Source organism: Trichocoleus desertorum ATA4-8-CV12, from assembly GCA_019358975.1.
Taxonomy (GTDB): domain Bacteria; phylum Cyanobacteriota; class Cyanobacteriia; order FACHB-46; family FACHB-46; genus Trichocoleus; species Trichocoleus desertorum_A.
In genome coordinates this window covers 82,427-95,173 of record JAHHIL010000003.1, presented here as the reverse complement: position 1 = coordinate 95,173, position 12,747 = coordinate 82,427, and the positions used below count along the sequence as shown (strand labels likewise).

The following is a 12,747-nucleotide window of genomic DNA, read 5'->3' as shown; positions in this document are numbered from 1 at the left end:
GGCCCCAAAAATTTCCATAAAAAAAAGGCGCTTTCCATCCATGTTGGTAATGGACGGATTTGATCTGCGCCAAAGAGTCAGGAGCGGATAAAAATCAGGCGCTACCTGTAAAGGTGACTTCAGGAAACTTAGATTGAGCTTCTGACATAGGGCGACGTCTGCCTTCCTCTTGCCAGTAGTTGATCACCTCTGTCGCTTTGTTGAGTAGCTCGACGCGATCGGTTTCAGCAATCCAGTGCTTGGCTTCCAGTTCGTTCTTGAGTTGTTCCCAAGCATCGTTACGAGGCCAGAAAAAGTAAGAAGTCAGCGGGCTGGTACCTTTACCAACAACCTGATCTACAGCGAGAGCAACGTTCTCTTCTAACCAGAGAATCTTTAGAATAAACTTCGACAATCAAACCTCCAGCGAGCAGCCTTAAGCTGTTTGCGTAACTCCACAAACGATTATCTTACCGCACTGTCCCAGGTATCTGACAAGATATCTAGCAGGACTTGACCACAAGAGGTGCAAATCATTGACTCAAGCAGCAAAACCAGCATTTACAGCGATCGCAGTATTCGACATTGATGGGGTTGTGCGGGACGTAAGTGGCTCTTACCGCCGAGCCTTAGCCGATACCGTCGAGCATTTTACCAATGGCGCTTATCGTCCAACTTCAGAAGAAATGGACAAGCTCAAGTCAGAAGGCATCTGGAACAACGATTGGGAGGCTTCTCAAGAGCTAATTCGTCGCTACTTTCAAACTCAAGGACAACACCAGCTGGATTGCACCTACGAAGAGATTGTGGTGTTTTTTCAAAGTCGTTATCGTGGGCGAGACCCCAACCATTTAACTGGATACATCTGTCAAGAGCCTTTGTTGATGAGCGCGGCTTACATCGAGCAGTTAACTCAGGCCAATATCGGCTGGGGCTTTTTCAGTGGGGCCACCAGAATTTCAGCGACTTATGTGTTGCAGCAGCGAATTGGGTTGCAGTCGCCGCTACTGGTTGCGATGGAAGACGCTCCTGGCAAACCTGACCCGACAGGTTTATTGCAAGCCGTACAGCAATTGGAAAACCGAGGCTTGGGTCGCACTGATGAAGCAGCACCAGTTCTCTATGTAGGAGACACTGTTGCAGATATGCAGACGATCGCTAAAGCCCATGCCATCCAACCTGATCGTTCTTGGCTGGCAGTTGGCATTTTACCCCCTCATGTCCAGACCACCCCGGAGCGTCGAGAGGCTTACGCTACGACTCTTAAGCAAGCAGGGGCGATCGCAGTTTTTGAGCAAGTCGAGCAACTCACGCCTGAGACCATCCACCGCTTGATTGGCTTACAGTAACAGGATGCCTTGACGAAAAAAGCTTTTAGTTCAGAGATAAGAATTTCTCTAATGCCGTCACCATTGCTGGAGGCCAACGCCGCACCTTTAAAGCCCATTGAGCATCTTTATAACGAGAATCTAAGCCCACTGCTGAAACCCACTGACTCTCAGCTTCACCACGCTTGCCCTGTACCCATAAGGCCGCAGTCAGGGCCGCTCGCATGTCTGCAAACTTAGGATACTTCCGTACCAGGTTTCGCATCGTGCGGATTGCTTCCTCAGTTTGGCCTGCTTGATAAAGCGCTAAGGCATAGTTGGCCCGTGCAAAGGCGTAATCAGGGGCTAAGTCGGCGGCATGGCGGTAGTCTGCGATCGCCTGATCCCACTGTCCTAGACCCGCTTCGGCATTGCCTCGGTTATTAAAAGCCGCTGGATCATTTGGGTCTAGTTCTAAAACATGGTTGTAGTCCGCGATCGCTGCTTCCCACCGTCCTAGCCCTTCTAACGCCGTGCCCCGATTCAAATAAGGGTCTGGAGCATCTGGAGCTAACTCCATTGATTTGTTGTAGTCCGCGATCGCCTCTTCTAGCTTGTTCTGGCTCACTCTGGCATTACCGCGATTGCTCCACACCGCCGCGTTGTCCGGAAAGCGATTAAGAATTTGCGTCCAATAAGCTTCAGCCGTAGCAAAGTCACCCGTATTGGTGGCAGCGAACGCCTGCTGAAACAAATCATTCACTTCTGCTTGCACATCCTCTGTTGCCATGTCTAGAGATGTGCTAGATGCAGGTAATAGGGTCGCTTGAGCCACAGGCAAATTTAAGCCACCCAACCAAGTTGCGATGCTAATCCACAGCCCGCACAACAAAGCCAATAGTAATCGCATTGCGGTAGTTGGGGTAGATTTTTTAGTCACTCTATCAACTTTAAGAGGGTCGCCAGAGGGGCACTCTGACAACCCACCCAGTTCATCAAATTTTTTGTTTATGCTGCACCCTTGCGCATAATTACAATCATTTCATCAACATTCTTGCAAAACAGTTCTATTTCAAACTCAACACTCAACGTCTTTTTGACAGCTAAGAGTAGTTCTAAAAATTCTGTTTGAGTCCAGACATGGTAATGAATGCTATAGTCGATTGTCATCAAGTGATTGACGTGGGCTTCTACATCGTCTTCTATCTTGTTAACAATACGAATCCACTCCTCAAAGTGCTGTCTCCTAGACCATTCTGGCCCTTCTTCGTAATCTCTCAAAATGTGTTCAACTGGAGTCACTGAGCGATCGCGATCGAACGTATAACGCTTGTCTGGAATAGCAAGGTATAGAACTCCACCAACTTTCAGCACCCGCAACATGCTACTCAAGGATGCGATCGGATTCTGACAATGTTCAATAAAGTGATTGGCAATGACAAAATCTTGAGTGGATTCTGCAATGGTAGTGAGAGCCTCCCCATTGTCGATAATGTCTACCTCAACTAGTGGTAGTGAATTCAGCTCTGGGTAATGAGTTCGCAAATCTGCAACAGACATTCTGTCTACATATTTGACTTGAGCCGCACTCGACACAGGTAGTGGCTGATGTAGGGCCCCAATTTCAATGCCTGTTCCAGCCAAATAATTATTGGCGATCAGTTCTCGATTGATTTTTGAAAAACTCTTGACTTCTGCTTCAGGCAATAAATTACTGACTAAATTTTGGCTAGGAGGTACTGGAGATGAACTAGGAACTAAGTTCTTAGCTCTCTTGACAAAGTTCAACATGCTTTCTCCTTGGAAAATATAAAAACTTAGGATAGTAGGGGAAGTTGGCTCTCTGGAGGAGTATAGCCTAGATGCTTCCAGGCAGCAGTCGTAGCAATGCGCCCGCGAGAGGTGCGATTGAGGTAGCCGATCTGCAACAAATAAGGCTCGTAGACTTCTTCAATAGTTTGCGAGTCTTCCCCAGTCGCAGCGGCCATGGTATCTAACCCCACAGGGCCACCATTGAAGTGTTCAATCATGACACTGAGTAAGCGGCGATCGGTCCAATCGAGACCACAGGGATCAACGTTATAGAGTTCTAGTGCTTCCGCCGCGATCGCTGGAGTAATTGTTCCTACACCTTTGACTTCAACATAGTCTCGCACCCGCTTCAGCAGGCGATTGGCAATCCGGGGCGTACCGCGAGAACGACGAGCAATTTCCGCCGCACCCTCCTCAGTAATCTCTGTGTGGAGAATTAAGCCAGTCCGCCGCACAATCTCGGTCAACTCATCAAGTTCATAGAAGCGCAGTCGTTGAATCAGGCCAAAGCGATCGCGCAAGGGGGAAGTTAAAGCACCGACTCGTGTGGTAGCTCCAACTAAAGTAAAAGATGGTAGTGGAATACTTCGAGTGCGAGCACTCTGACCTTTGCCAACTGTGACATCTAGCCGAAAATCTTCCATTGCTGGATAAAGAATTTCTTCTGTCACTCTCGGCAACCGATGAATTTCATCTATAAATAGAATATCTCCAGGCTGCAAGTTAATCAGCAGCCCGACAATATCGCGAGGCCGCTCTAAAGCGGGAGCACTGGTAATTTTGCAGCTCACACCCATTTCCGATGCCAAAATCAGTGACATCGTGGTTTTGCCCAAACCAGGTGGCCCATAGAGCAGGAGATGGTCTAGTGTCTCGGCGCGTGCTTTAGCGGCTTGAATCGCGATCGCCAAGACTTCTTTGAGGTCTTTTTGACCCACATACTCAGACAAGCATTGAGGCCGTAACCGTTCTTCCTGCTTACCCGCTTCTTCGGGGCAAGCTTCCGGTTGGACCAATGACTCCTGTGCGGCAGTGGAAAGCAAAGGACTACCGCTAACAGCAACCTGTCGGGAACGGGGCTTAACTCCCGTTTGCCGATCCGGTTCCGATGGCTGTTGCTTAGAAGAGATAATTGCCATAGTTGAGTATCATCATACTCAGAGATTCGCTCAAAACAATGACATCTGTCTTTACAGTCCCCGAAGGAACGACCTTTGAGCAAGCGATCGCCCTGACTCAATCGCTGCTCGCTCATATGAAACAGGGTACCCTGCCCGCGCCAGAAGTAGAACGGGCGATCGCTGCTTTAGTTAGCAGTGAAGCGGGAGCGCGTGGTTTTTTTGTAACCTATCTTACGGATTCTGGTACACTAGCAGACCATCCGGATACAGCAGTTGTGGCTGCTCTGCGCTCTGCTCCAGACCTTGTGGCTGAGTTGCTAGTCAAAAATCTAGCCATGGCCTCGGCAATGGCCGTATTCCACCGCCGCCAGCAGGATGAAGCTACGGCCCAAGAGTCAGATAGAGTGCGATCGCGAACTCATCACTTAATCCAACTGCTGCAGCTAACCGCAGTCCAAGCCAAAGGTCAGAGTTTGATAGATAGTATCACTTCTGGTCAAGGTTCCTATCAAAGCTTCCTGGATCGCTGGGGCTACGATAAAGAACAACGCCAAGTCATTCAGCAATCTTTACAACGAGCCCTAGGATAAAAACAATTTCTCAGCTTTTTCTCAGACTTAGAGATACTCTTACTTTATCAAGTCGCCATTTTTACTAAGCGATGCAGTCATTTTTCGCCGCTCTAGTGATCCTTCAGTTACTTCTGTGACGCAACATTTAGATACACTTCAGCCACAATTTGAATAAAATCTTAACTTGAGGTATGTTAGCGACACCATGCAGTAAGGCTATGAGGAGCAAAAGCGAACCGCCTTGGCTTGTCTTAGACGAAACAACAGGAACTCTGAAGTTTGATCAACCTTCATAAGTAAAAAGTAAATTACGGATCAATCTAGATGTCATATAGGTGACTCTGTAATTAGCAGCATAACAGTCTGCGATCGGTGAGCATGATTCGGTGTGTAAGCAGTGGGTGAGGACGTGCAAGTTGCTGAGACCAATGAGAGGAGTAGTCCGCCGAGTTAATAACCTGGCTCGTTGGCTACCAATCAATCCTAGGTGGTGGGCCAAGCTAGATCTGCTCAAAGCACTTGTGCAGCGAGATATGGAAGCGCGGTACAAAGGTTCTGTCCTAGGCAACTTATGGCCTTTACTGAATCAAATTTCCCAGTTACTCATTTACACTTACGTTTTCTCGATTGTTCTTAAGGTCAAGCTTAGCCTTCAAGGGCTACCCGACAACAATCTAACGTATGGCTTGTGGTTGTTTGCAGGATTGTTGCCCTGGATAGCCTTTTCTAGTGGAGTTATCCAAGCCGCGTCATCCGTCATTGCACAGCCCAATCTGGTTAAGAAGGTTGTGTTTCCCCTCACTTTACTGCCACTTGTTCCAGTTCTATCGCTCTTTTTGGAGAGTACCTTTGGTCTGATGGCCTTGATCCTGCTTGTGGCCCTAACCTCTCAAACAATACACACCACGTTATGGCTCTTGCCGCTGGTTTGGCTGCCGCAATTGCTGCTAACTGCGGGGTTAGGGTACATATTTGCAGGATTGACAGTTTTTTTACGAGACATTCCTCAAACCCTAGGAGTTATTCTCAACCTTTGGTTCTATGTAACTCCCATTATTTATCCAGCCTCTATCATCCCAGAACAATGGCGAGCTTGGGTTTTCTGGTTGAACCCCTTAACCGCGATCTCAGAAGTTTACCGGGATCTTATCTTAGTTGGAGAAGTAACCCACTGGGGTGAGTTGGGAGTCGCTTCAGTGGTTTCCCTATTAATATTTCTGGGTGGTTTGTGGGTTTACAAGCGTATACGTCCCGCTTTCGCTGATGTCCTTTAGATATTGCTTAGTAGTGGTGAGATGAGTGAGATTGCAATTGCGTTAAACAATGTTTCGAAATGCTTTAGGCGCTATGCTCACCCGGTAGAGAGGCTTAAGGAAATATTGTTGCCCGGAAAAAGTAGGGCAGATGAGTTCTGGGCGTTACGTGATATAAACCTAGAAATTCCCAAAGGGCAAACAGTTGGTTTCGTTGGAAGGAATGGCTCTGGGAAGAGTACGCTACTACAAATAGTTGCAGGAACCTTAACTCCCACTACTGGAGAAATCAGGGTAAATGGAAGAATTTCGGCACTGCTGGAACTAGGTAGTGGGTTTAACCCAGAGTTTACGGGACGACAGAATGTATTTTTCAATGGGCGGCTACTAGGGTTAAGCCAAAGGGAAATCGAAGATAAGTTTGACGAGATTGCTGGGTTTGCAGATATTGGTGAGTTCATCGACCAACCTGTTAGGACCTATTCAAGCGGTATGTTTGTCCGTTTAGCATTTGCCGTGGCAGTCAATGTTAATCCAGAGATTTTGATCGTTGATGAAGCTTTGGCTGTAGGAGATGTAGTATTTCAGCATCGTTGTATGCGCCGGATGCGAACCTTGATGGACTCAGGCGTAACAACGCTATTTGTTTCACACGATTCAGGAGCCATCAAAACCCTGTGCAATCAAGCTGTCATGATTCACGACGGGCGAATACAGGCTTTAGGACTGCCAAACACAATCATCATCGAATACCTGAAACTAGTTACCGAGTTGGAGCTAGGTCTAACCCAGGTAGGTGGAGAGTCTCAAACCAACCATGAAGCAAGTAAGGTCATAGCTGTTCAGGAAGAGCCTCCAATACAGACTAATGATGAGGCTCTATCTGGGCAGCAATCCTCTGGCAAACTTTCACGGCGAGGAAACTGCAAGGCTTTAATTGAAGAGATCAAGCTGCTAAATCATTTAGGTGAAAATGCAGGTGAAAGCCCCATTTTTGGGTTCAACGAGGAAGTAACCTTGTTTACAAGGTTAAGGGTTTATGCTCCGCTTAGGAGTTGTATTGTTGGTTTTTATGTGTGTGATAAGAATGGCAATGAGGTGATTGGCAGCAATACATTTGAGGAAAATACTCCAATCAGCAGATTAGAGCCAGGGGAATTGTTAGAAATTCAATTTAAATTCAATCTACCCTTAAGAACAGGTTCGTACAGCTTAACAGTGGCTGGATCAGAAAGTTATGAATCTTTGACTTTTGATTGGATTGATAATGCATTAGTCTTTCAAGTCTTGCCTCCAGATACAGGAAGGCGTATCCATGCTTTAGTTGATCAACCAATGGTTGTGAAAGTGAACAAACCAGCTTCATCAATAGTAAGAACGCCAGCATAAATAGTAGCAATATCATGGATAAAAATTGGCAAAAAGATTACCCATTAGCAGAAGAGATTACGGAAGAGGCGCTTGATGAAAATCATAGCTTAAAGAAAATGCTCCGCTTAGTTGGGGAAAACAAGCAAGTAGTAGATTTTGGTTGTGCAACTGGTTATCTTGCTCAACTGCTCAATAGGAGAGGTTGTACTGTTACAGGGGTAGAAATTAACGCAGATGCTGCCAAGATTGCTGAACAACATTGCAAGGAGGTAATTGTTGCCGACCTGGATTTTGTATCTGTTACTGAAATTCTAAAAAACCAGGAATTTGATGTTGCCATATTTGGAGATGTTTTGGAACATCTTCGTAATCCTTGGAAGGTATTAAAAGAGACTAACCAGCTCTTGAAGCAAGAAGGATATGTAGTAGCCTCGATTCCAAATATTGCTCATGGAGCAATTCGGCTAGCTTTGTTGCAAGGGCGATTTGAGTACACAAAATTAGGGATTTTAGACAACACGCACTTAAGATTCTTTACAAGAAATACCATTGAAAAGCTATTTGATAGATCAGGGTATTGTCTTGAAGCTATTGATTGCACCACGCTAAATATTTTCTCAAATAATCCTTTAATTCCAAATATTGATAAAAATGAATTTAATGACGATCTAGTTAAAGAAATTGAACTAGATGAAAATGCTGAAGTTTTGCAATTTATAGTCAAAGCCTTTCCTGTTAGCTTAGAAGAGAAATATGCTGCACTGAATGAGCGTTTCTTTAGGCTTCAGCAGGAATCGAAGCGATCGCAGTCTCAACTGCATGAGACTCAAGCAGAACTAGAGCGATCGCAGTCTCAACTGCATGAGACTCAAACAGAACTAGAGCGATCGCAGTCTCAACTGCATGAGACTCAAACAGAACTAGAGCGATCGCAGTCTCAACTGCATGAGACTCAAGCAGAACTAGAGCGATCGCAGTCTCAACTGCATGAGACTCAAACAGAACTAGAGCGATCGCAGTCTCAATTGCATGAGACTCAAACAGAACTAGAGCGATCGCAGTCTCAATTGCATGAGACTCAAACAGAACTAGAGCGATCGCAGTCTCAACTGCATGAGACTCAAACAGAACTAGAGCGATCGCAGTCTCAGTTACACCTAACTCGGAGGCGATCGCAATCGCAATTCCAAGAACTACAACAAGAGCTACAAGGGGCTCAGGCACAACTCGCTCAATTACAGTTTCAGTTGCACCTTACCCAAGCAGAACTAGAGCGATCGCACCTTCAACAAGCTCAAATGAGCCAAGACTTTCAAAACACGATTGCTGCTATGGAAAGTAGTAAGTTTTGGAAAGTGCGATCGCGATGGTTCAGAGTTAGAGAGGCTCTTGGGTTAGCACAAGGTATTAGCTTGCATCCTAGCTATTTTTCATCCAAAGTCAAAGGCTTATTGACGAGTTCCAAAGCTGAACAACCCACACGTCTGCTGGCTGAGTCATTCGAGCAGACCACTGGCTCGATTCAGATTGAAGTACCGCCAGTTGAGGTATTACAAGAGACAACTCCCTCAGCAGCAAGTAGCTACCAAAATCTAATGGGAGTTCCTCGGACGGAGGATGTCAAATATCAAAAATGGCTAAACCAAAACTATCCCAGAGAAGCTGACCTTCGAAAAATGGCTGATATAGTTCCAGTTCTGGGCTACAAACCAGTCTTTAGTATTGTAATGCCAGTTTTTAATACACCTGAAGCCTTCTTGCGCGAGGCAATAGAGTCGGTGATTAACCAGGTTTATCCTTACTGGGAATTGTGCGTTGCCGATGATGCCTCGACTCAACCTCACATTAAACCAGTTCTACAGTCCTACGCAGAAGCAGATTCGCGGATTAAGATTGTTTTTAGAGAAGAAAACGGTCATATCTCTCATGCTTCTAACTCTGCCCTAGAGGTAGCAACTGGAGAGTTTATCGCACTTTTAGATCATGATGATCTACTGACACCAGATGCTTTGTATGAAGTAGCAGTTTTACTCAACAAGCAGCCTGATGCTGACATGATTTACTCAGATGAGGACAAAATTCAGGTAGATCACACCCTCAAAGAGCCCTACTTTAAGCCAGACTGGTGTCCTGATTCTTTCCTGTCTCGAATGTACACCTGCCACTTAGGCACCTATCGGCGATCGCTAATTACTGAACTCGGTGGGTTTAGAGTAGGGTATGAAGGTAGCCAAGACTATGATTTGGTGCTCAGGCTAACTGAAAAAACCGACAAAATTTTCCACATTCCTAAGATTTTGTACCATTGGCGCATCCATTCAGACTCTACCGCTAGCGCCTCTAGTGCCAAACCTTATGCATATCATGTAGCCCAAAAAGCTCTAGCAGAAGCGTTGGAAAGAAGAGGAGAAAAAGGTTGTATTACTGATATACCTGGCTCCTCAGATCACTTCAGGGTTCGGTACGAAATAGAAGATCCTAAGCTAGTGAGTATCTTGATTCCAACCCGCAACTTAGGCGAAACCTTGGATCAATGTCTGGCTTCTATTTTTACCCATACCTCCTACAAGAACTATGAAGTCATCGTTATAGACAATGGCAGCACCGAAGAAGAGACTCTCCAGGTACTTGCTAAATGGGCCGAAAAAGAACCTAGTAGGTTTCGATGCTGTCCAATTGATATTCCCTTTAACTTCTCCACCATTAACAACTACGGTGTCACTCAAGCAAAAGGAGATTACCTACTCTTTTTAAACAATGATACTGAGGTTATCTCCCCCGATTGGTTGACGGCAATGGTTGAGCAAGTTCAGAGACCTGCTATTGGTGCGGTAGGAGCTCTATTGCTATATCCCGATGACACGATTCAACATGCTGGAGTTGTGATCGGCATTGGTGGAGTCGCGGGTCATAGCCATATCCGTTTTGCCTATGATGCTCCTGGCTACTTCAATCAGATTCAGACAGTTAATAACTATTCGGCTGTCACTGCCGCCTGCCTAATGTGTAGACGCGAGGTGTTTGAGGCGGTTGGCGGCTTTGAAGAAGAGCTCTCAGTGGCATTCAATGACATTGATCTATGCCTCAAAATTGAAGCTCAAGGTTACCGCAATATCTACTTACCTCATGTGGTGCTCTACCATTACGAATCAAAGAGCCGAGGCTACGAAGATACACCTGAAAAGCAAGCTCGATTTGCCAAGGAAGTAAAATACATGCAAAAGAAATGGACGGACATCATAGAACATGATCCTTGCTACAGCCCTCATCTGGAGAGAAATAGTCAGGACTACAGCATCAGAGCATAAGGTAAGTAAGTCTAAAACTGTAATGTCTCAAGAGACGACTCCCTAGAAACTTTAGTAAGCGAACTTGACATCCTCTTGGCTAATCTTTCGACTATCTTCGAGAAACTCCGTAAGCTCAAGCGTGTATGGCGCGAACAAGGAACGCAAGAGCTCTTAATTTTTATATATCAGCGTGTTGTTGCCAGACTCGAACGTAGAAATTCATACCAGAAATGGTTAGCCAAGACGAAGCTAACCCAGCAGGAAATTACATCTGCAAAACAGTTAATGACTTGCTGGCAGTTACGCCCAAAAATTTCTGTAATCATGCCAGTTTACAACACAGATGCTAGATGGTTGCAGAAAGCCATTGAATCGGTGCGTAACCAGATTTATGACCACTGGGAACTTTGTATTGCTGATGATGCTTCTACGGCATCCCATGTGCGGCCTCTTCTCACTCATTACAGTAAGGTTGATCCTCGAATAAAAATTGTATTCAGAGCCCAAAATGCTAATATCTCCGCTGCCAGCAGCTCAGCTTTAGAAGTAGCCACAGGAGACTATATTGCACTGCTAGATCATGATGATGAATTAGCAATTGATGCTTTGTTTGAAAATGCAAAGCTTATTAATGCTCATCCAGAGGCGGATTTTATTTACAGTGATGAAGACAAGTTAGATACAAAAGGCAACCGCCTCGACCCCTTCTTTAAGCCAGATTGGTCACCAGACTATTTTCATGGCTGTATGTATACTTGTCATCTAGGTGTTTACCGAACGGGCTTAATTCGAGATATTGGCGGGTTTCGCAGCGAGTATGATGGGGCGCAAGATTATGATTTAGTCTTGCGAGTGGTCGAAAAAACTCAAAACATTTATCATATCCCCAAAGTTCTTTATCACTGGCGCATTATCCCTACCTCTGTTACATCAGGGGAGCAGGCAAAGCCTTGGGCTTTTATCGCGGCGAAAAAAGCGCTTGAAGCCATGTTGGAGCGTAGTCCATATCCAGGATATGTAGAAGCAGGGCCACGGGCAGGTTTTTTTAGGGTTCGACGCAATATTATGGGTCAGCCGCTCATTAGCATTATCATTCCCAGTGCTGGGCAAACGATTGAGACTGCCAATGGTTCCCTGTGCTTGCTGGAAAACTGCCTTCGTAGCATTCAACAGTTGAGTACTTACACTAACTTTGAAGTCATTGTGGTGGATGGGTATGACATTCCTAAATCAACTTTGAAGGCGATCGCGGCTCCCAACGTTCATTTTGTGCATTGTTCTGAACCCTTTAACTTCTCCATGAGAATCAATCAAGGAGCAGCTAAAGCAAAAGGGCAGTTTTTGTTACTGCTCAACGATGATACAGAGATCCTCACACCAGATTGGTTAGAGTCAATGCTGGAGCTTGCCCAGCAGGATGAGATTGGTGCAGTGGGTGCTAAGCTCTTTTTTCCCGATGGCAAAATACAACATGCAGGGGTCATGATACTGGAGGGAAACCCTGGTCACCCCTTCCACGGTTATGAGGCAGACTATCCTGGCTATTTTTGCTCTACCATCATTAACCGCAATTACCTAGCTGTCACAGGCGCTTGCTTAATGATCAGAACGGAACTCTTTCATCAGGTACATGGTCTGGATGAAGGGTTTCCTTTCAATTACAACGATGTAGATTTTTGCTTAAAGCTTGTTCAAGCAGGGTATCGCAACGTAGTTACTCCTTTTGTTCAACTCGTTCACTACGAGTCTGCGAGCCGGGAAGGTGGTTTAAGACCAGGAGAATGGGAGCAACTGAATCATAAGTGGAGCCAGTTATTCAACGGTTTAAAGCAAGATCCTTACTACAATCCCAATTTATCTTCACAGAATTGTAACTTTGAACTGGTTTGAGGGACGCTTGTAATAGTGATCACAAATGGTTTGTGAACAATGGGTGGGAGACGATGCCCTCATGCAAAAGTTTCCCTGTGCACCTGTTCAGTAATCAAAAAGGATTGCTATAGGTGAAACCAGATGTATGTAACTTTATAAAATTTTATCCT

General features: G+C 45.5%; 10 protein-coding genes. 6 read left to right on the top strand and 4 right to left on the bottom strand.

Translation table 11 applies throughout. The features are described 5' to 3' along the window. Positions 1-94: 94 nt before the first annotated feature. Positions 95-394: a 30S ribosomal protein PSRP-3 gene (locus KME12_04720; protein MBW4487073.1), complete on the bottom strand. Its 300-nt coding sequence runs from the start codon at positions 392-394 to the stop codon at positions 95-97. Positions 395-515: 121 nt separating this feature from the next. Here KME12_04720 and KME12_04715 point away from each other — a divergent pair, with 121 nt between their 5' ends. Continuing rightward, positions 516-1,328, top strand: coding sequence for a TIGR01548 family HAD-type hydrolase (locus tag KME12_04715; GenBank protein MBW4487072.1), 813 nt, complete (start codon positions 516-518; stop codon positions 1,326-1,328). 25 nt (positions 1,329-1,353) lie between these two features. Here KME12_04715 and KME12_04710 read toward each other — a convergent pair whose 3' ends face one another. The 3 genes from KME12_04710 to ruvB all read right to left on the bottom strand — a co-directional run bounded on the left by KME12_04710 (position 1,354) and on the right by ruvB (position 4,237). Next, the gene (locus KME12_04710) at positions 1,354-2,196 is read right to left on the bottom strand and encodes a tetratricopeptide repeat protein (GenBank protein ID MBW4487071.1); all 843 of its coding nucleotides are present in this window, start codon (positions 2,194-2,196) and stop codon (positions 1,354-1,356) included. Between the two features lie 98 nt (positions 2,197-2,294). Then, positions 2,295-3,077 carry a methyltransferase domain-containing protein gene (locus tag KME12_04705; GenBank protein MBW4487070.1) on the bottom strand — a complete coding sequence of 261 codons (783 nt, stop codon included), beginning with the start codon at positions 3,075-3,077 and terminating at the stop codon, positions 2,295-2,297. A gap of 26 nt (positions 3,078-3,103) precedes the next feature. Then, positions 3,104-4,237 carry a Holliday junction branch migration DNA helicase RuvB gene (ruvB, locus tag KME12_04700; protein ID MBW4487069.1) on the bottom strand — a complete coding sequence of 378 codons (1,134 nt, stop codon included), beginning with the start codon at positions 4,235-4,237 and terminating at the stop codon, positions 3,104-3,106. Between the two features lie 38 nt (positions 4,238-4,275). Here ruvB and KME12_04695 point away from each other — a divergent pair, with 38 nt between their 5' ends. From KME12_04695 to KME12_04675, 5 genes are all read left to right on the top strand, one after another. Further along, positions 4,276-4,809, top strand: coding sequence for a hypothetical protein (locus KME12_04695; GenBank protein MBW4487068.1), 534 nt, complete (start codon positions 4,276-4,278; stop codon positions 4,807-4,809). Positions 4,810-5,219: 410 nt separating this feature from the next. After that, positions 5,220-6,065, top strand: a complete 846-nt coding sequence (locus KME12_04690) for an ABC transporter permease (GenBank protein MBW4487067.1) — start codon at positions 5,220-5,222, stop codon at positions 6,063-6,065. 21 nt (positions 6,066-6,086) lie between these two features. Further along, positions 6,087-7,433, top strand: a complete 1,347-nt coding sequence (locus KME12_04685) for an ABC transporter ATP-binding protein (protein ID MBW4487066.1) — start codon at positions 6,087-6,089, stop codon at positions 7,431-7,433. A gap of 14 nt (positions 7,434-7,447) precedes the next feature. Next, positions 7,448-10,723 (top strand): glycosyltransferase, encoded by a 3,276-nt coding sequence (locus KME12_04680; GenBank protein MBW4487065.1) that lies wholly within the window; start codon positions 7,448-7,450, stop codon positions 10,721-10,723. 75 nt (positions 10,724-10,798) lie between these two features. Beyond that, complete coding sequence (locus KME12_04675) at positions 10,799-12,595, top strand: glycosyltransferase family 2 protein (GenBank protein ID MBW4487064.1); 1,797 nt, start codon at positions 10,799-10,801, stop codon at positions 12,593-12,595. Positions 12,596-12,747 lie beyond the last annotated feature (152 nt).